Here is a 21,276-nt window from a genome sequence, read left to right as displayed (position 1 = left end):
CATAGTTCATAAACGTATTGTAAAAAACAAAATTTCAAATTGTGTCGTTTATATTGACGATAACGAACGATTAATTAAAACAGGTAGGCATATATCTAATACCAACTCTACAAATTCTAACTCTTTTAAATTAACCTCTTATTAAGACTTAGAAATATCAACAAATCCTTCTCCGAACACATCACGAACATCGTGTATAGCGATGAAAGCATTCGGATCAGTAGATTGAACAATCCGTTTTAACTTTAATACTTCTTGCTTGCTAATAACAATATAAAGAATTTCCTTTGGGGTTTTTGTGTAATAACCATGACCTGAGTATACGGTAACCCCTCTGTCCATTGATTTAGTCACTTGTTCGGCAATGTCATTCGGTCTATCAGAGATAATGGTAATGGCCTTCTTCGGGTTTAAGCCTTCGATTACAAATTCCATCACTTTCGTTCCTATATATAGCATAATAATTGTCAACATCAGCTTTTCTGCACCTATAATAAAATAAGATGAAAAAGCAACTATTAAATCGAAAAACAATAGACCATAGCTAATGCTCCAGCCTAAATATTTTTGTGTAATCCTTGCTAAGATGGTAGTACCTGCTGTTGTTCCGCCAACCCGAATGATTAGTCCAATCCCGCACCCTACAAATATTCCTCCAAAAATGGCATTTACCATTAATTCATTAGAAGCAATATTCCAGCCTTCTGTCAGATGAAGAAAAAGCGAGTTAAAAACTACAGCAATAATCGTATAAATCGTTGTTACCTTATTCAAAAATTTATAGCCAATTATTAACAAAAACGCATTAAGAATTAAGTTGACTAAACCTGGTGACCACTCAAATAAATAGTAGGTTATAATCGTGATACCAGTTACTCCTCCTTCACCAAGCTCGTTCGGGATAACAAATAAATTAACACCTAACGCGAAAATAAAGGCACCCATAATGATAAAAATAATGTCTGTGGTTCTTTTTTTCATACACTACCTCACTTCTTATAAAAATATTTACTCAGGCATAAACCCTAACCATTATAACCTGGAACATTTAACTCGAACAGTAGTCTGTTTTTATTTTAATACAGGATTTTAACTAAATCAGGAACAGCATTCAAACTACAATTACAAAATAATAGTACATCTAGTGCTTCTTTATCTTATGGACATGTTTTTAACTAAATTATTACATTTAAATTAAAATAAAAGGCATTAACCTCTACACTGTATTGGTTAATGCCTTTTATTTCTTGTCTAATGAAATTACGTATTATTTCCTCTCCGAAATTTCAATATTATAGTGTTCTAAATCAGAGTTACTTACATTCTTTTTCAAGTATGTCAACCATTCCTTCTTATAGTCCATTTTTTCTGTTTCAATCCAAATTATTGGATCAGTGATACCAATTTGAAAACTAGCTAAATCATATTTGTTCCAAACGTTTTCAATTGCTGTTGCAATACGTTCTTCACGTAATTCTGTAGCACTTTTAGTTGTATCTACTTCACTAGCATAAACATTAAATACTAGTATACAAGTTAATAGTACTACTAAAACGAAAGAAAGTTTTTTCATTATAATACACCTATACAACTTTATTGTACGATGATAACCCATTTTTACATTTAATTTCCAATAAAATTCATAAAAATGCATCTGCGCTTTTAAAATAAATTCATTTGTAGTGTAAAAGAACTTCCTTATTTTTGGTCTGTTCGGTTTAATTTGAAAGTAAACCTTTAAATATTAGTTCACATTCAATACCCCAAATTCATTGACTGCACAACAAATCTCCTAATATCCTCAAAACACAGATAATAAAAGATTTGTTAGCTTTTCTTTCCAATTGTACGAAAAAATATTTAGCATAACAATTTTATCATCCCCCTTATATATAAGAGTAATTCTCTTTCGTACTCCGTAAACATAAAAACCTATATTATGTAAAAAAGTCATTATCCTGACTAATAAACAATACTATAAGAAGAAAATATAATGGAGGTGAAGTCATGGGAGTTGTTAACGCTACAGATGCAGATATTGCACTTTTAGCAAGATTACTGAGAGCAGAAGCCGAAGGAGAAGGAACCCAGGGTATGTTGCTCGTCGGAAATGTAGGAATTAACCGAATAAGAGCTAATTGTTCCGATTTTAAAAACCTTCGTACCATTAGACAAATGATTTTCCAGGAACACGCGTTTGAAGCTGTTACTCACGGTTATTTCTATCAAAGAGCAAGAGAAAGTGAAAAAAGCTTAGCTCGTCGAGTAATCAATGGAGAGAGGTTCTGGCCTGGGAAATTTAGTTTGTGGTATTTTAGGCCACCAGGTGATTGTCCTCAACAATGGTATAATCAGCCTTTTGTAGGGCGTTTTAAAAAGCACTGTTTTTTTCAACCAACAGCCGCAACTTGTGAACAGGTTTATAATACATTTTAAACAATGATAAAAACAATCTGTAATTAAAGAAAGAATAAAAAAGCGCTAATTTAACACTTTTTTACTAGTTTTAGGGGTAGCATCCATGCACATCAACTTAGGGAAACAGGTTATCCCCAAAACGATGAAAATGAATCTTATTACTATAAAAGCCATAAAATTCTTCGTTTTGGGATGCAAAAAAATTTGAAGTTTATAGAGATAGGGCAGGACCTCTTTAAAAAGATAAAATCCTGTTTATCAAAACAGGGTTTCTCATATCAAATAATATTTGCTTACTTTCTAAATAGCTATATTACATTTAAAAATATATAGTTGTTCCTTAGCACTAGTGATTTTTATAAATAATAACTCATGACAATTAAGGTTCTGGTGCAAACATAAAACAACAGAGAATAAAGCACATATATTCCTAACGGAATCATATCTTTTTTTGCAAGTCCAAACAATTGATGGATGAATTCTTTTTGATTTTTGACAAACTGGTTCCGTAAAGCAATCTGTTCTTTTTTAATCATATGCATGGCTTCTACTCCAGAAAGAATGGATGTAGCTATGTCAAAAGATTTAGGACCTAGCATAGAACGGATTCGCCTCCTTATAATGCGATGATCTTGTTCTACTATGTTATTCAAGTACTTTTGTTGTCTAAGTCGCATACCGTTAGGTATGCTTTTTTCTTTTCTCAACTGTTCAATTGCTATAGGATTAGCTGGATTCTTATCGACTGTTATCACACGTGGCTTTGAAACATGAAAAGACCATAAAGCTTTCTTGAAAAAGCGCCTTGCAGCCTTATGATCTCTTGTTGCGCTTAGGCAAAAATCGATTGTGTTTCCGTTCGAATCAACAGCACGATACAGGTACATCCATTGACCCTTTACTTTGATATATGTTTCATCGACTCTCCAAGAGCCATTTATTTGTTTGAGGTAACGTCGGATCCGTTTGTCCAATTCAGGACCATACTGATAAATCCGACGCATAATCGTTGTATGAGAAATGGATAAACCACGTTCCTCCATCATTTCCACCAAATCACGAAAACTTAGGTTGTACCGTAGGTATCATCTTACCGTTAATAAGATAATATCAGGCTGATAGTGCTTCCATTTGAACCAATTTTTCTTTTCCATACCGATTACACACCTATTTAGAGCAATAGTATCTGTATGTCCAAGTTTTAGAGATGATTTGTAATTACCTTGAAGTTTTTGCACCAAAACCTGGATTAATGTGTTTCCGGTAGTCCTACGCAGTAGACTACCTTTATTTAAAGAAATTACGGACAGGATCAATCTTAAACTTATAAAAACCAATACATCTAAAACGAGAGTGGTTGGTCTTATCTACCAACCGGAGGAAAATGCTTGACTACCCAATACTTCAACTATCGGGTGCTAATGTTCAACAACGCGTACCGAAAATGATCAAACATTTTTATATCCAATATAACGTACAGGAAATCGACTTTTCTCTTGTCGAAATTTACTTAGCGTACAGTGGTCATATATTTTTAAGAATAACGGAAGAATATATAGAAAATGCTACATAAATGTGAAGTTTGATCAACTTAGGAGGGACAACCTTGTTCAATCAGGTAGTAAAAGCTGTACCGAATTTATTTACGATTGGAAATTTATTGTGCGGTGTTTTTTCAATTACCATGAATATGAGTGACTATTTGGTAGTAGCCTCCATTTTCATTTTCTTGTCAGCTGTTCTAGATCTTCTTGATGGAAGGATTGCGAGAAAATTAAAAGTGAACAGTGAGTTTGGTGTAGAATTAGATTCCTTAGCTGATATTGTTAGTTTCGGAGTTGCTCCTGCACTTTTATTTCATTCGATAGCAACACCATCTATTTTAACTTCTTTGGCATTTATCCTTTTCCCAACGATGGGTGCTTTAAGATTAGCTAAATTTAGTGTTAAACCAACTATTGGATATTTTAAGGGATTACCTATTCCAGCTGCTGGATTAACATTGGCTGGTATGGGATTGTTTTCATATAGCAATGCATGGATCACATTAATCCTCGCTCTCTTAATGGTAAGTCCAATTAGGTTTAAAAAACTTTAATTGGGATCCCGTCCATCGCCATTAAGACTTTATGGAATATCGTTTATTTGAGTAAGACTATAGAAATATTAAAGAGTAAGTATGACTTCAATGAGGAACGGCTAAAACATATTTCAGGTTCTGTTGCAAAGTTTGAAATAAGCATAAACAAGTTGGTAAATGAGGAACAATGTTTATGTTGAAGTTCATTGTACGTTGAAAAGGCGGAGTCTCTTTGAAGACTTCGCCTTTGGTAGCAAGAATCCCACTGACATTAGTCAGCTTGCCCCTTTAGGGGGGATCATCATTAGGAATATATGCGCTTTATTCTCTGTTATTTTTGCACCAAAACCAATCATTATTTTTATTTTTCTTCACCTTTTGCCTGCATCGAGTTGAAAGTCCAATTTAAATGTAATGCATCTCCTTGGAACATATTTTGATCTTCGCCGTTATCTACAAATGTGAACATCACATAGAAGGTATCATCATCCCCTGGGGCAAGTCCGTTTTCTTCTCGGTCTAAAATACCTTTTTGCACAAGATCAGGAATATTCCCATTTTGTGTACCTTTCTTCAAATCAGATAATGTAGTCGACCATATTGGAACCTCATTTTTATCCAAATTCCACAAGAAATCAACACGGATATGATCCCCCAAATCAGCATTTCCATTATCTCCTTTATCATCGATTACATTGTAATCAGTCAGAAGCTTCACATCTCCTATCGCTAATGTACCTTTGTTAACTAGTTGAAACCCTCGTTCCATTTCGTCACCTGGCTTAAGATTATCTATATCAATAACAACTTTAGGATCAACACTCAAATCTAAAGTACCAGCTGCAAACGTGTTTTGTGATACTTCCTTATCACTGAAGTACGCATATGTACCTCCACCAATTAAAGATAGACCAAGAGCTGCAGTTACAACACCCATACCCAGTTTTTTCTTAATACTCATTTCACAAGTCCCCCCATTATTAAAGTTCAAACTACATATCCATCCCACAACCAATAATAATTAAGCAAATACCTTATCCAGTACCGAAAACTAACCATCTTTAAATTATTTACTTCATGTAGAGATTTAAGTATCCAAATAGCTATCGCTTTAAGACTACTTGAAGAATAACCGGTAATGTTACAATGAATCATTACCGGTCCAATATTAGTAACTCCCATTTGATTCTAAAATCATTATTTTATTGTTTAGTTTACTATAGAATTGTGCCCACTTATTTTTTTGGTTCTAATCCAATGGAACGCAAGATTTTATCTAACGTCACTGGCCCCACATTTTCTTTCGGTTTCTGATTTTCTTTAGCATCTGGACCCTTTTTCAAGAAATTCTTCTCTATCAAGCGAATATCCGTTTCATTTACAACACCATCTTGATTGACATCGCCATCTTTGACAGTCACTTTTCCTTTTCCATACGATAAAGCTGCTATTCTAGCATCTTGAATATCTACCACTTTGTCGCCGTTTACATCACCTGCAAGGTTGTCATCCATATCAGCTCTAAAGTTTTGTCCCACTAATTCTCCATCCTGCATTTTCCCTATTTTTGTTGTTAATTTACTATTTAAATGACCTGGCATTTCGACAAAAATATCGTATTCTTTATCACTTACAGGAACATTATGAATTTCGAATTGACCATGATCATCAATCGTTCCTGTATATTTCTTTCCATCCTTGCCAACTACGTACACTTTTGCTCCTAGTTTTGTGTAGTCGTTCTTACCTAAATACCCATCTTCATTCAAGAATGCTTCTGGTCCGATATACCCTCTAACTGTTGAATGCTTCGAAATAATAGAGAAGGATTTATCTTTAAATACAGGAATTTCAACACCTTCTGCTGCACCAGATTTTGTATAAGAGAATTTATTTGCTCCAAATGCAGTTAAATCATTAAAATATTCATCACTCGTCATTTCAAATGTAACATCTAAAAATGGTGTGTCTCCATCTAACCCTTTAAATTCTTTTCCTTCTAACGATGCACCAACTTTCACCTTGTTTTCCCAAGCTCCTTCTGTATCTATTACCTTTGGATCTTCTAATTTAAGATTTAGTCCATGTTGTTTTACATATTCCGTAAGTGCTGGATTTGGTTTCACATCTGTAAATTTAAATAGCTGCTTGTAATAAGGAATCTCAAATGTACCTGACATAAGTTGTTTCACATTATTGAGATTTAAAGTTAATGTAATTTTCTCTCCTAATTTGATTTTATCTTTGTCATAGCTTGGAACAGCGTATTCCGTTCCCTCTTTAACAAAAACATAGTCTTTAAATCCTGCTGCCATATCCCCTGCAGTTGCAAGGTCATATCCAAATAATTTTAAAGTTAACGGTTCATTTATTTCCTCTGGAAGTACCCCAAATTTAAAATCACCATTTGCTTGAATTGTATTCAGCCAACCTGATGGAAAGGCCGAGTTTTGATAATATACAATTTGATTAGCTTTTTGGTCATACTGCAGGCCTTTTACCTTTAATGCATCAACAGTAGAATCATAAATATTACCATGTACCCATAATGCTCGCTGACCATCTTCTTCTTTAAACATGGAATCATTTACTTCATGTATACCAGGTTGTACATCCTTAAATTTCATTTCAGGTATTACATTATCAATGATAATGCTATCGCCTTTTGTATAAGATTTTCCTTCTTTATCATATCCAACGAAGTTCAATTCGTAATCTCCATCAGGCAACATAACAGGTTTATCCCCAATTGGATGAGCTGGATCTCCTGTGAATGGAAGTACATACCCTCCCATACCAGAAAACATCATATATTCAACATTTGGTGTTAAACTGCTTGCATTAAGTGTACCAACGACTCCTAATGCCTTTCCTGTTTTTCGATCCTTCACAACTGCATCAATGGTTTCAAGAGGACTATTTAATTTAAATGTCAACGGCGAACTTGGTCTTTCCATAAATGGATGGAATTTAGATGCATCTGTTGCCATTGCGTCTCTCAGTAAATCTACAGACGCAATCCCTTTTTCTGTGAATTTAACTGCAAATGGCACTTGATATACTTCTTTTTCATTGTTTTTATTTGAAATATGAATATATCCCTCATATCTACCGAATTCAGCGTTTTCTGGAATGATAATTTCAGGGCTAATTTCCCCTGATGTACCAGGAGCCACTTTAATAGAATCTTGTACGTTCAGCTTCACACCATTCTTCGCTGCGTCCTGCACACCTACACTTGTTGGTGAAAACTCTACTTCTAATTTGAACTCTTTCCCGTCTGTTTTACTGCTGTTCTTAATTAAGACTTTTCGACTATCTTTAATAGGTTCATTTCCCAATTGATTTTTATACCCGAATGCAATAGAACCTGTTTTTTCTTCAATTTCTACTTCTTCATCATTTACAACATTTGATGTTTTATCGATAACCTCGATAGATGTATCTGCATGAACTGCACGATATGCATCAATTCGACCTGAGCCTACCTCAAATACAGAGCGCTCTTCTTTTAAGTCAACTGCGGTATTCATAAGCGCTTCTTTTACGTCAAATGGGCTATAGTTTGGATGTTCTTGTAAAATGAGTGCTGCTACCCCTGCAGTATGAGGAGTTGCCATAGATGTACCTGACATACGTCCATACGCTACTGGATAATTTTCTCCATCCTTTGGATCATTAATATATTCAGGAACAGTAGAGAAAATAGACACACCCGGCGCTACAATATCCGGCTTAATATCATCTGTTTTAGTTGCAGGACCACGAGAGCTGAAATCAGCTAAGTGATCTCCCTCAGTTTTTATATTATTAAGTTCTCCAAATGCTAAAGCCACATCCCCTTGGACAGCTTTTGCTTGTAATTTCTCACCATCTACTTTTGTTAAGCGGAACGATGGAATAGATGAAGTACTTTCTCCAAGATAACTAGTGATTTCACCATCAACATTGTTATATACAATGACAGCCTTTGCGCCTGCTTCCTTCGCATTCTTAATTTTTTCATCAAATGTAATCTCACCGCGTTGGATAAGCGCTAATTTTCCTTTTACATCTTTTCCTTTAAAATCATCTGATTTCCCAAGTCCTGCATATACAACCGATAAGGATTGACCTTTTAAGTCTTCAAGCTTATCAGTAAAGCTTTTTCCAAGTAGCATCATCTTATCCACATGTAAATCACCTGCAGCGGCAGAAAACGTTGGGATAGACATCGCAGCGTCACTTGCTCCAACTGTAATTGGAAGTGCCGCTGCACTAGGTGATCCAATTGTCCCTTCTCCTGGACCACTATTACCTGCCGCTACTACTGTAACAACACCAGCTAACATGGCATTGTTCACTGCCACAGAAGTAGGATATAAAGGATCATTAATAGCCGCACCTAATGATAAATTGATAACATCCATATCGTCTTTCACTGCTTTATCAATCGCAGCAAGAATACCGCTTGTTTGACCACTTCCATATGGTCCTAATACACGATATGAGTATAAATCTACATCTGGAGCAACGCCCTTAACTGCATAATCTACATTATTCTTTTTGTCTGCAGCAATTGTCCCAGCTACATGAGTACCATGGGATGTATAGTATGCACTTCCATTATAAATTTCAGGATATCCTCCAGAATTTTGCCAATCCTTATACGTTGTTTCCATCGGATCAGCATCATTATTAACAAAGTCCCATCCTTTTATTGAGTTCGGATCTATTTTGCTTGGATCTTCACCTTGCTTTGCACGATATCCTTTATATGCATCTTTTAAATCAGGGTGGTTATAATCAATACCTGTGTCCAGTATCCCCACCTTAATTCCTTTGCCTGTTATTTTTTCATCGTGTAGCTTGTCCACACCAATTTGTGGTACACTATCTGCCATTTTTGGCTCGACACCCGCCTTAGCTGTTTCTTTCGGCAAATCAATTTTGACCTCACGATCTTCCCATACACGCTTAACAATACCAGTACGAACTAAGTCTTCAATCATATTTGCTGGTAACGACATTGCTACACCATTAAAAGCATTCTTATATTCTCTTGTTATTTTGGCAGATTTAAAATTCGTCCCTTTATCTTTCTTCTTTTGAAGTTGTTCAAGCTCTGTTTTAAATCCTTTATGAGATGCCTCTACCTTTTGTTCCGCATTTGAAAGAGCTAACTTTTTCCCTTTTGCCGCTTGTTTTAGCACCTCAATTTTGCTAGGCGCTTGCTTAAATTCTACAATTACATTCACATTATCAGGGCTAGCTGTATTGATGCCTGGTGAAATAACAAAACCTGGTTTTGTATCCAATGTTTTTAAAGCATTACGTTGTTCCTTTGTAAGTCCTTTCAATACAGCATTTACATCATCAATACCCGGTAAAGTGGATGAATTCACATCTTCTGCCAATACGTTATATGGAATTCCTTGAGACAATAGCATACCAACTGTTAGCGTTCCAATAAGAATCTTTCCAAATTTCCCTTTTTTCATATTGCATCTCCCCATTATAAAAATTATCTTTCTAAACAAATTGATTATCAAATTCCCATTTAGCATTGAAAATTCTATTAATCTTAAACCTTCATTTCGTATAATTAAGAATTTCCAACACTGCTTCCATCCCACACCTCATATAGCTAACCACTCACTTTAATTTTTCTATAAAAGCCCCCCAAAAATTTATTTTCAATAACAGATTTTCATAAAATGGATTATTAATAGAGTTAAACTATAATTCTGTTTTTATTATTTCACGTTCTGATTTTTCTGAAAATTAATCAAAAGGAGTATTTTTCTTCTAACGATTCTACGTTTAAATAGTACAAAAGAACTACCTTGCCCCTTATTCTTTGTAATATAGAATAAGGAAACACGATAGTTCTTTTAAAAATCTCTTATTTAATCCAGCGGAACCAATTGATTTCGAACAGCATAAATCACCGCTTGCGATCGACTTTTGACATTCAGCTTTTTAAAAATTTTATTGATGTGAATTTTAACTGTTTTATCACTAATATATAGAGCTTCAGCAATTTCTTTATTACTAAGTCCTTTTACTAGTTCAAAGAGAATTTCCTTTTCACGCTCTGTCAGTTCATTTTCATTTGGTTCTGATTTCATTTTTTGCTGATGATATGTAATTAATTTTTTCGTCATACGCGGATGAATAACCGAATCGCCTTGATATAACATTCGAATTGCAGCCACTACCTGTTCCGATGATGAATCTTTCAATAAATAACCATCAGCACCAGCTTGAAGGGCATCCATTAAATACTCATCATGCTCATACATTGTAAAAACAAGTACTCGGCAATTAGGATAATTCTTTTTCACTAATCCCGTAGCTTCAATTCCGTTCTTCCCTGGAAGATTAATATCCATCAAAATACAATCCGGTCTGCATTCCCCTACTTTTTCCAATACCTCATCCCCAGAGCTCGCTTCTCCAACCACTTTCATATCAGATTCAACCTCTAGTATGCTCCGAATTGCGTCTCGTAAAAAAGCATGATCATCCACTACTAATATTTTAATCATTTTACGCACCCCTTGTCTGTGAATCTGGAATTAAAAGTGTAATTTCTGTCCCTTTCCCTACAGAACTATCAATCTGTAAAGTGGCCCCTAATTGTTCAGCTTGTTCATTCATATGTAATATACCATAATGTGGCTCACGTTTCGTTTTAACCATAGACTCAAATAGTGAGAAACCGACTCCATTATCCTTAACCTTTAAAAGCACGTGCTCACTTTGATAGCTTAGCAAAACATGAATTTTTTCTGCTTGTGCATGTTTAACAATGTTTTGTAAACTCTCTTGTAATGTATCAAAAATAACTCTTTCTTTCGAAAAGCTAAGCGCACGTGAATTACCTCTTTCATGATATGTAATATCTAGTTCATATTCTTGTTTTAAAGATTTTATTTTACTTGCTATCGCCTGCTTAAGCCCTAATTGCTGTGTCGGATACGGTTTTAAAGCATAAATAGAATAGCGGACTTCTCCTAAGCTTCCTCTTAAATCCTTTATACTTTTCTCGACTACTTGCTGCATATCGGTTGGTTTATCAAAGTATTTTTTCTTAGCGGATTCTAGTTGGAATATCACCCCGGCCAATGTTTGCGCAATGCCATCGTGAATTTCTCGTGCAATTCTATTTCTATCTTCTAAAATCATTCTTTTTTCCTGTTCAGAAATCAATATCCTGGTTTTAACTACGTTAGCTAATTGGTTAGAAAACGTGGCTAAAGATTGTACATCCTCCGGAAAAAAACCCGCATTTCTACTTTTTCCTGCAACAAACATTCCAACTAATTCATCATTCACAATAAGAGGAAAATATACAAGCGAGCGTATGACATCATCAAATATTTCATCTCCAGGCGCCGTACCAGTTTTCCAATCATTAAAAACAAGATTTTTAGAGATTTCCTCAAACGCCTCGATTTTATCTGAATGATCAGAAATATCAAGTTGAACTTTCCCATCTTTTAGTAGAAGATTCCAGTTTCCATCATCTTTTGTCCATATTACATATGCTTGTATACCAAAAAAACCCTTGAGTGCTTGTTTAATATGTTTCAAGTTTCCTCCGTTTAGTCCACGACTAATTTCTGTTGTAATAAGAAACAGTTCGTATAATCGTTCCTTCTCCATCCTAATTCGTACAGAAAAAGAACTGATAACTGAAATTGCTACAAGTGGAAAAAAGAAAAACAGTACTGTAATCTCGTTTATTTCCACACTATATGTACTAATTAATACATGCATCAGAGCAGCATAAGATACACCAAAAGTTTCACAAAGAAATACTGTTACGGCTTTTTTATACCACTGATGTATCGAATACGGCTGTGGGAGGAGTACCATTAACAAATCGTAAAAACGGTTGTTGAAAAAACAAAAAAACACGCAAAATAATAACAAAGATATTAAATTCTCATACAGAGCTGACATATCCATTCCGCTAATCAATAACGACAGACATTTATTTGAAAACCATTCTGCCAAGATTAAACTAAGAGCATGCTGGGTACTATTAAATAGCATTCTTTGTACCGGTGAACGACGATGCAGGTGAATAATTAGTGTAACGAATACAATAGTAATAATAGTTATATGTATTCCGAACTGCCAACTCATAGCGTAAATTATCGGAAAGGTAAGCGAGCTAGTTCCTCTCCAAAATCGTACAGGAAAATACTCTGCAATCCCCATAAATATTAATAACAATATTAGTATTGTTGGATGAGAAGGGATTTTAATTTCAAGTAAAGATATAGTTATAGTAATCAAACCAAGAAACGAAATAAAATAAAGATAAAAACTAGCAACTTTTTCTCTCATAGAAATAGAATTTACATCTTTCAAAACAGTCCCTTCTTTCTTTATAAGAATTCATTTTCTCTATTATCCAACAAAAAACCGGCACTGGCAAAATGGAAGAACTCCCACTAGCCAATCACCGGCTGTGTACTATACCTAAAGAGGCAAGACACAATACTAGTATAAATTTCTTTTCATACATTTTCTATTGATCAAATGATGTAATTATACATATCATTGGACGTAATCTTATAGTACAAAAGATATATGAAATATGAATCGTGAAATTACATTGTTGAATACTGTTTGTTTTTAGATAAATCGAATTAACAAAAAAATAATAATTTTTATTTTTTTCTTTGTAATTTAATAAATTTCATGTTAATATGGCGAAGGCTATAAAATAGATATCGTCATTCACAGTCTTTTTACAGAATATTCACTCCTGTAAAAACGTAACTATTCCAGTAATTCACTTCATGTTTTAGCTATACAAGAGCTACTTTCAATTTTTTGTACATAACTAAAAGTAGCTTTTTATTTCTATCTTCCTCATCGATTCTAATATAAATAATGAAAAAGCACTTTTGCAAGTGCCCTTCCCTTTCTTTTTAAAGATAGAAGGTCTAATAAAACCAAACACCTAGATTAAACTCATTCATAATCCTACTTATAAACTATCAGAGAGGCATAAACTATGGGAATTCCTACGCTCTTAATAAATACCTTTATTATTATTATTTGTATCCTTAGCTATCATGTATTTTGGCTGGAACATAAAGAAAAAATTGCATACAATAATATATTAATTTCTGTTCTTTCCTCCATTGCAATTATTTTTTGTATGACTTTTCCTTTTCATTTACATGCTGGATTCATTTATGATTTACGTTTTATTCCTATCATTTTAGTTTTTCTATATGGAAATACAAAAAGTATTATTTTTGTTGGGATTTTATATCTTTCTTATAGATTTTACTTAGGTGGAAGCGGAGTTTTCCCGTCATTTATTATCTTTACTATTATTTCTGTTATTACAATCACGTTTCGTTACTTGTCACCTATTTATTTCAAGGAAAAGAAGATATTATTAAGCATTCTACTTATTTTGATATGTACAACTTCCCTTTCTATTTGTGGTATTGTAACTCAAATAAATACAGGTGGTACAATTGACTCTACTCTGATTGAATTTTTATTTAATTATATTGTCATTAATATTTTCACAGTATTATTATCAGTCTATCTAATAGAAGGAATGATTGATAAATTTAAAATGAAAGAAAAAATGCAAAGGGCAGAAAAGTTTTATATAGCTAGTGAACTAGCTGCATCTATTGCACATGAAATTCGTAATCCACTAACCACGGTACAAGGATTCACTCAGTTATTAAATGAAAATGAAAGCTCTAAGGTACCTCAAGATAAGTACTTGGAAATCATGTTAATTGAAATGCAACAAGTACAGGCTACTATAAATAACTATTTATCTTTAACCAAACCACAAAACATTATTAAAGAGAAACTAGATATTAATCACATTTTGAATCAGGTAATAGATACAATTTCACCACTCGCTCTATCATGGAATGTTGAATTAAAACTGAATAGTACAGACTCCCTTTTTATAAATGCTGATTCTGAGAAATTAAAACTGTGTCTAATCAACATAATACAAAATGGAATTGAAGCTATGAAAAATGGTGGAGTATTACAAATAAATATTCAAAAAATAAAAGATAATATTGTAATTGATATTATTGATACAGGAATTGGAATGTCTTCTCAACAAATAAAACGAATTGCTTTGCCATTTTATTCAACAACAGAAAAGGGTACTGGGCTTGGTACTATGATTGCGTACAGTATTATTAAAGAATTAAACGGAGATATAGAGATAGAAAGTGAACTAGGAAAAGGAACACACTTTTCTATCACTATCCCCTGCTAATATAATAGAGTTATTAGAACGAACATTCGGAGATGACGACATAATGAAATTGAACTATAGGTTTGAAATCTATCCTACAGAAAAACAACAACATATATTAGAGAGAGGGATTTCCATTTGTCGTCAGCAATATAACTCCGCTTTGCTAGATAAACAACGATATTATAAACAAAAAAGACTTAACACGGTATGAATTACAAGATCAGCAAAAACTTGATAAAAAGGGTTCTGGTGCAAAGATAAAATAAAAGAGAATATAGCGCATATATTTCTAGTGGAATTGTATTTTATGCTGTAAGCCCAAACAATTGATGGATGAATTCTTTCTGGTTTTGGACAGACTGATCCCGTAAATCAATCTGTTCTTTTTTAATCATATACATGGCTTCTACTCCTGCAAGAATGGATGTAGCTGTGCTAAAGGACTTGAACCCTAGCATAGGAAGGAATCGCCTCTTAATGAATCGATGATCCTGTTCCACGATGTTGTTCAAATATTTTACTTGTCTTATTTTGATGCCTTCCGGCATCTTTTTTTCATTTTTCAACTGTTGAATAGATACTGGATAAGCTGGATTTTTATCTACTGTTATTACACGAGGTCCGGCAGCATGTGAAAAAGCCAAGGCTTTTGTCAAGAAGCGCTTGGCTGCTTTGGCATCTCTCGTTTTACTAAGGAAAAAGTCAATGGTATTCCCATTTGAATCGACTGCACGATACAGATACATCCATTGGCCTTTTACTTTTATGTACGTTTCGTCCACTCTCCATGAGTCATTAGTTTGTTTGAGATGACGTCGGATTCGCTTATCTAACTCAGGGCCATATTGATGTACCCAACGCATAATGGTTGTGTGAGCTATGGATAAGCCTCGTTCCTCCATCATTTCCACCAAATCACGGAAACTTAGGTTGTACCATAGGTACCATCTGACTGTTAACACAATCACATCAGGTTGATAACGCTTCCACTTAAATAAATTTTTCTTTTTCATACTGATCACGTCCTTTTTTAGATTGATAGTATAAGTATGTTCAAGTTTTATAAATTTCTTGCACCAGAACCCTTTTTTCTAACCCTTCTCTTTTTTGCATTTCCTTCATCGCAAGTCGTGTCACATCCATTAGCTTTTTTCCATCTAATGTTTTGGTTTTCGTATCATATATGCCTTGTTCTTCGAGCCAAGGATTATGAAAAGAGATGACATCTTGCCACATAATCCTTCCATTTCCATGACCAGTTTTGAACATTTCCTTTAAGGATTTTTTTTCACTTTCTGTTAATCGGTTTGAGTACTCTGTAAAAAGAGCTGAAGTTTTTTCTGGATTCCCCATGTACTCTTGATACAGTTCAAACATTTTTTGATTGAGCTTTACTTCACTTTTTGCTTCCTCTCGATCAACGTATTCAATATAGTTTTGAAATGCATCGGAATCAGGTAAAACAAATTTTGTTTTTAACACAACACCAGGCGTTACTGAAGATGGAACAGGAGCCGCATTACTCATTTTCATCATCCTGCATCATCATTTGGATAAACGCATTCATTTTTTGCATTTCGTTATAACAATCATTCATCACATAGATGTTTTTTTGAATAAGATTTTCTTGCTCCATTTCCTTTTTAGATTGCTCAGGTAAAAAGGCTGCCTTTTCGAGAATACCTTTTAATAATTTTTGCCTAGATGTTCCTTTTTTCTTTACCATTTCATCAAACTTTTTGATTGCAACTGGATCTATATCTCTTATTTTCAGATGCACAATTTCAGCTCCTTTTTGCAAATCTGGTTAGAGAACGAAAAATAGTGAGAAGAGCATAAGGGGTTTTTGTTCCCACCGAGGGTGTGAAGCTAGGCGGAGCCTAGCAAAACGATGGGGGCAAGAAAACTCGTTGAATGTCCCGTTAATGTCCCCTTATTTCTTATTCATGTCACCATCACGTCCCGTCATTTTTTCTAAATGTCCCTATCGTGTCCCCTTGTTTTTCCTCAATGTCTCCATCATGTCCCTAAGACTTTTTTCAGTTTTTATGAATTTCTTGTTCCTTTTTCTCCAATTTTTTAATCTTATCTTGTGCATTTTTTTGTTTCGTTTTAAACAGTTCTATGCTCTTTTCAGACTCTTTTATTTTCGATTCTAAAGCTGAAATTTTAGATTGCGTTTCCATCTTTTCCGCTTCCGTTTGATACTTTAATTCCTCTTTTAGTTCTTTCATTTTTTGATCTACTTGTTTCACATTTTCTTCTTCTAACTTGATTGCTTTTCCGTAATTTGTGATCTTTTCTCTCCAATCTTTTTTATCCCTTTCAATAAAATCTTTCTCATACGATTGCTTATCTTTTGCCAATAATTCATCATTTGCTTTTGTTTTTCTTTGGTCAGTAAAGATGGTATATGCCAGTTTGCTAGACGTATCTTTATCTGTCTTTTCCTCTTCATATTCTTAAGGGTCTTTTGTAAATTTCCGAATGTCCATTTGTTCTTTTTCACCGTTTTCATTATAAATATCTAACGCTACAGCTCCCCAATTCAGAGATGATTTTTGCACCTCAACTACATAATGACCATTGTCTTCATACAACACTTTGACAGGTAATTGTGTACCTGAATTCACCTTCTCTTGTGCTTGAAATGTATAGATAGTTTCTTTAAAATTTTCTAATCGAAACAGAATTTTCATAAAGTTTTTACGTGGATTGTATTCCCGTTTTTCCACTACTAACCTCCCCATGCCAGGTAACTTGATAACCTTATCTGCCTCCGTATGAAAGAGCTTTTCATCATTCGGCATATAGAATTTTGATGTCAAAAAGACAAAAAAACCGAGAAATAAGGATCTTCAAAATTTCTTCTCCATCAACTAATGAACCTATCAATTCGCTCACCCCTTATCACTCTCAACTGCTCCATTTCCTTATCAGCAGACTCCTCAAGCCATTCTTCATCTCCCTTGCTCATCCCGCCAATCCAATACCAAAAGTGGATTACCAGTAAAGTAACAAGTATACCTACGAAATATCCCGTAATACCTCCCAGCCAAAACATTCCATCACTTACTTCGCACAATAAAATAAGACGCTATACCGATAACGGCAGCGCCTAAAATAGTTATAACTATATACATCGTATTACCTCATTCAAATGTCCATTTTGTTAAATTAAAATGCTATGTTCTAAAAGATTGTTGCTATTGTATTTTATATTCATAAATTCCAAAAAAAGATTTACTTATCTTTCTCCATATATTTTTTAATCTTTCGTTCTTCCCACTCTTTTCCGAATATACCTAATGGAAGAGTTGTCAAACCGTGTATAACAATACCTATTCCCCAACCTCCAAGTGGATATAAAAACCATAATTCACTTGAGTCAGAGATTACATTTATTAAAAAAAGCATCAGATTAACTAGTATATAGACCGTTAAATGAATGTAAAACGCTTTTAAATTCTCCACCTTTTTTTAGCTCGTAAATAAATCTCATCTCGCTCCACCTTTAAACACCTCTTTCATTCCTCCATCATCTCCACCAAATCACGAAAACTGAGGTTGTACCGTTAACAAAATAATATCCGGCTGATAATGCTTCCATTTGAATACATTTTCCTTTTCTATACCAATCACGCACCATTTCTAGAGTAATCGTATCAGTATGTCCAAGATTTATAGATTTATTGCAAGTGTCCTGAAGTTTTTGCACCAGAACCAAAAATCCGGTACTGATGATTCAGCACCGGATTCCTTATGAAAGAGTAATATGAGTAATGTACTTGCGACCTGTTGACTAAGCTATACACATTAAGCAACTAGCTCCTGTGCTTGATCTTGAAGGGCTCGCTCTCGAAATTCTCCATTCTTTTCAAAGTTATTCTTTTACAGGAATAACAGCACCGTTATATTCCTTATTAATAAAGTCTTCAATTTCTTTCGAATGCAATACTTCTACAAGTGCTTTAATTTCTTTCTTATCTTTATCACCTTTACGAACTGCAACTACGTTTACATATGGAGAATCATTACCTTCAATCGCGATTGCATCTTTCTTTGGATTTAATTTTGCATCAATTGCATAGTTAGCATTAATTAAAATAGCATCGCCTTCTTTATTTTTATACATTTGTGTTAATAAACCAGGTTCAATGTCTGTTTTGAATTTTAAATTTTTCGGGTTTTCTGCAATATCTTTTACGGTTGCTTTTACAGGGTCTACACCATCTTTAATTTTCAAAATACCTTCTTTTTGTAAAATCGCTAAACCACGTCCATGATCAGTAATTGCATTACTCATAATAATTGTTGCGCCATCTGGAAGCTCTTTTAGGTTTTTATATTTTTGAGAATATAAACCGATTGGTTCAATGTGTATTTTTCCAGCTACTTCAAAATCATATTTTTTGTCTTTCATTTCTTTCTCTAAGTATGGAATACCTTGGAAATAGTTTGCATCTAATTCTTTATTCGCTAATGATTTATTTGGTAATACGTAATCTTGGAATTTTTTAATTTCTAGCTTTACACCTTTTTTCTCAAGTAACGGTTTTGCTTTTTCCAAAACAACTGCATGCGGTACATTAGAAGCACCAACAACAAGCTTATCTTCACTTTTTCCTCCACAAGCAGCTAAACCAAAAATTGCCGTTGTAATAAGTGCTGATAGTAATAGTTTTTTCATGTTGTAAACACCCTTCTTTTTTTTTATGTATTTATTTTTTTATCAATTCACGTTGTAACAAAATTACTAACCCATTGAATTAGAAAAACAATGAGTATTACACAAATTGTTGCAATGATTGTCACATCGTTATTCCTGCACTGAAATCCTTCTAAACAATCAAATTTCCTTTTCCTACCAGCACCGATAACACCAATAGTCGTTATGGTAATACCAACTACTGGTGTTAGTAAGGGTCCTAGAATTAATACCTTCCCAATAATCGTGCTCGTTTTGCTCCTATTGCTTTTAAAGCTCCAATCATTAAAGCTAGCAGTTCTACACTTATCCCAAGGAGAATCTTCATAAATGGGATCGCTAAAATAACTAAACGGGCAAAATATTGACTATATGACGGGATAGAATGAACTCATAAATATTACTTACCATCGGCTGTATAAATTGCTCTGTTTTCTCTCAGAATATTCTTCGCCCTCATTCGAACAACAAAAAACCTTTCTGCTTTTAGAATGAGCAGAAAGGTTTTTATGCATATATCAACAGTATCCCTTCCTCTCATCTCTCAAAGCATTTGCTTTGCAGGAATTAGCACCATTTCAATGTAAAAGTTGATGGTTGCTGGGTTTCACAGGGCACAGTCCCTCCACCTCTCTGGATAAGAGAAATCAGATTTAATTTTCATCTGATTTGAAATTTATGAAATTATCTATATTTTATGAATTGAATTTTATCAATATACACTCGTTATGTCAATAAGGATTTACGCAAAAAAAACTTCAAAATACTAGCTTGATGGGTGTGTGGTATTACCTCTTATAAATCCCTCAATCAAAACCACTTATTTTATACTTTTTCTAGATTCATTGTTATACAGTAACACGATAATACTAGAAGGATCTGTTGCAAAGTTTAGGTATACTTAAATTACTCTTATGAAAATTTTTACATTCTATGCGATTTTGGATTCTGGTGCAAAAATTATTTAATAGGGACATAGAGCTTACATTGGGTTCTGTTGCAAAGTTTGAAAAAAGCATAAACAGATTGGTGAATGAGGAAAAAGGATTAGGAAGTTGCTAGTATTTGTTGAAGTTCATTGTATGTTGAAAAAGTGGAGTCTCTTTGCAGACTTCGCCTTTGTTAATATAGCGGATGAATAGTCTCGATACCTTTTATCATACGTGAAGCATGGCGGAGATTTTGAAATCCAGAAGATTTGGCAAAGTCCGTTTTACATGACGGTGATCCTGTTCAATTAGGTTATTGAAATGCTTAATGGTACAATGTTTTGTACGCATATAAAGAGCATTCTTTTTCAGTTTTTTTGAACGCACAAAGTAAGACTGGAGCCTTATCTGCGGGAAGAACCGTTGGTTCTCCAAAGGCTTTGATAAGTCGCTTCATTAACATATAAGCTGCTTGATGATCACGTGTTTTTCGAAGCTGAAAATCAAGCGTATACCCATCGGTATCAATGGTACGATATAGATAGCGCCACTCACCTTTCACCTTGATATAAGTCTCATCTAAATGCCCAGCATGGTGGTGATTTGTGTTTTTCCTTTTCCAAACTTGATAGATTAGACTGCCATATTCATGAACCCATGGCATGATGATTATTAGGCGAACGGAAATACCACGTTCTTTCAGGATCTCAGATACATCGCGATAGCTTAAAGAAAAACGACAGTAATAGCCAACGGCTACCAAAATAATATCTTGTTTGACGGTATTATTTAAAGAAGACCCTCAAAACGAAGGGAAAAGTTATTATCTTAGTAATTATTACATTTCTATTGTAAATTCGCCCTTTCCTAAGGCTCCCCCACAAAGAGC

General features: G+C 34.1%; 13 protein-coding genes, 7 pseudogenes and 1 riboswitch. Of the genes and pseudogenes, 4 read left to right on the top strand and 16 right to left on the bottom strand.

Annotation, left to right across the window (positions count from 1 at the left end; all coding sequences use genetic code 11):
• Positions 1-141: 141 nt before the first annotated feature.
• Both BAU28_RS27300 and BAU28_RS27295 read right to left on the bottom strand, forming a co-directional pair.
• Complete coding sequence (locus tag BAU28_RS27300) at positions 142-981, bottom strand: YitT family protein (protein WP_071721112.1); 840 nt, start codon at positions 979-981, stop codon at positions 142-144.
• Between the two features lie 286 nt (positions 982-1,267).
• Complete coding sequence (locus BAU28_RS27295) at positions 1,268-1,573, bottom strand: YolC/YozM family protein (protein ID WP_071721110.1); 306 nt, start codon at positions 1,571-1,573, stop codon at positions 1,268-1,270.
• 434 nt (positions 1,574-2,007) lie between these two features.
• On the opposite strand from BAU28_RS27295, the gene BAU28_RS27290 reads away from it, so the two are divergent.
• On the top strand, positions 2,008-2,436 hold the full coding sequence (locus BAU28_RS27290; protein ID WP_002175158.1) for a cell wall hydrolase: 429 nt from the start codon (positions 2,008-2,010) through the stop codon (positions 2,434-2,436).
• Between the two features lie 338 nt (positions 2,437-2,774).
• On the opposite strand, the pseudogene BAU28_RS27285 reads toward BAU28_RS27290, so the two are convergent.
• A pseudogene (locus tag BAU28_RS27285) lies at positions 2,775-3,572 on the bottom strand (IS6 family transposase).
• Positions 3,573-4,024: 452 nt separating this feature from the next.
• Here BAU28_RS27285 and pssA point away from each other — a divergent pair.
• Positions 4,025-4,516, top strand: a complete 492-nt coding sequence (gene pssA, locus BAU28_RS27275) for a CDP-diacylglycerol--serine O-phosphatidyltransferase (RefSeq protein ID WP_025149676.1) — start codon at positions 4,025-4,027, stop codon at positions 4,514-4,516.
• Positions 4,517-4,859: 343 nt separating this feature from the next.
• On the opposite strand, the gene BAU28_RS27270 is transcribed toward pssA, so the two are convergent.
• The 4 genes from BAU28_RS27270 to BAU28_RS27255 all read right to left on the bottom strand — a co-directional run bounded on the left by BAU28_RS27270 (position 4,860) and on the right by BAU28_RS27255 (position 12,862).
• Positions 4,860-5,459: a TasA family protein gene (locus BAU28_RS27270; protein ID WP_071721107.1), complete on the bottom strand. Its 600-nt coding sequence runs from the start codon at positions 5,457-5,459 to the stop codon at positions 4,860-4,862.
• Positions 5,460-5,733: 274 nt separating this feature from the next.
• Entirely contained in the window at positions 5,734-9,978 is a 4,245-nt protein-coding gene (locus BAU28_RS27265; protein WP_071721105.1) for a S8 family serine peptidase, read from the bottom strand.
• Between the two features lie 408 nt (positions 9,979-10,386).
• Positions 10,387-11,028: a response regulator gene (locus tag BAU28_RS27260; protein ID WP_071721103.1), complete on the bottom strand. Its 642-nt coding sequence runs from the start codon at positions 11,026-11,028 to the stop codon at positions 10,387-10,389.
• Between the two features lies 1 nt (position 11,029).
• On the bottom strand, positions 11,030-12,862 hold the full coding sequence (locus BAU28_RS27255) for a GAF domain-containing sensor histidine kinase (RefSeq protein WP_071721102.1): 1,833 nt from the start codon (positions 12,860-12,862) through the stop codon (positions 11,030-11,032).
• A gap of 652 nt (positions 12,863-13,514) precedes the next feature.
• On the opposite strand from BAU28_RS27255, the gene BAU28_RS27250 reads away from it, so the two are divergent.
• Positions 13,515-14,768: an ATP-binding protein gene (locus BAU28_RS27250; protein ID WP_071721100.1), complete on the top strand. Its 1,254-nt coding sequence runs from the start codon at positions 13,515-13,517 to the stop codon at positions 14,766-14,768.
• A gap of 43 nt (positions 14,769-14,811) precedes the next feature.
• Positions 14,812-14,961, top strand: coding sequence for a helix-turn-helix domain-containing protein (locus tag BAU28_RS27245; RefSeq protein WP_244158213.1), 150 nt, complete (start codon positions 14,812-14,814; stop codon positions 14,959-14,961).
• Positions 14,962-15,055: 94 nt separating this feature from the next.
• On the opposite strand, the gene BAU28_RS27240 is transcribed toward BAU28_RS27245, so the two are convergent.
• The 9 genes and pseudogenes from BAU28_RS27240 to BAU28_RS27195 all read right to left on the bottom strand — a co-directional run bounded on the left by BAU28_RS27240 (position 15,056) and on the right by BAU28_RS27195 (position 21,156).
• Positions 15,056-15,763 (bottom strand): IS6 family transposase, encoded by a 708-nt coding sequence (locus BAU28_RS27240; RefSeq protein ID WP_071721098.1) that lies wholly within the window; start codon positions 15,761-15,763, stop codon positions 15,056-15,058.
• Between the two features lie 73 nt (positions 15,764-15,836).
• Positions 15,837-16,277 (bottom strand): annotated as a pseudogene (gene mobL / locus BAU28_RS27235) (relaxase MobL); the annotation flags it as partial.
• A complete protein-coding gene (locus BAU28_RS27230) occupies positions 16,270-16,530 on the bottom strand; it encodes a hypothetical protein (protein ID WP_071721097.1) in 261 nt (86 codons plus the stop codon). The pseudogene mobL and the gene BAU28_RS27230, both read right to left, overlap by 8 nt.
• 259 nt (positions 16,531-16,789) lie before the next feature.
• Positions 16,790-17,560 (bottom strand): annotated as a pseudogene (locus BAU28_RS27225) (hypothetical protein).
• Between the two features lie 433 nt (positions 17,561-17,993).
• A pseudogene (locus BAU28_RS27215) lies at positions 17,994-18,262 on the bottom strand (2TM domain-containing protein).
• 18 nt (positions 18,263-18,280) lie between these two features.
• Positions 18,281-18,383: pseudogene (locus BAU28_RS30155) on the bottom strand (IS6 family transposase); the annotation flags it as partial.
• A gap of 250 nt (positions 18,384-18,633) precedes the next feature.
• Positions 18,634-19,440 carry a methionine ABC transporter substrate-binding lipoprotein MetQ gene (gene metQ / locus BAU28_RS27205; protein ID WP_071721091.1) on the bottom strand — a complete coding sequence of 269 codons (807 nt, stop codon included), beginning with the start codon at positions 19,438-19,440 and terminating at the stop codon, positions 18,634-18,636.
• Positions 19,441-19,487: 47 nt separating this feature from the next.
• Positions 19,488-19,819 (bottom strand): annotated as a pseudogene (locus tag BAU28_RS31635) (ABC transporter permease); the annotation flags it as partial.
• Positions 19,820-19,992: 173 nt separating this feature from the next.
• Positions 19,993-20,102, bottom strand: a riboswitch (SAM riboswitch).
• A gap of 403 nt (positions 20,103-20,505) precedes the next feature.
• Positions 20,506-21,156: pseudogene (locus BAU28_RS27195) on the bottom strand (IS6 family transposase).
• Between the last annotated feature and the right edge of the window lie 120 nt (positions 21,157-21,276).

Origin of the sequence: Bacillus paramycoides (assembly GCF_001884235.1) — a bacterium.
Classification (GTDB): Bacteria; Bacillota; Bacilli; order Bacillales; family Bacillaceae_G; genus Bacillus_A; species Bacillus_A paramycoides.
Note: the sequence above shows the minus strand (reverse complement) of the source record. Positions and strands in the feature narration are given on the sequence as shown.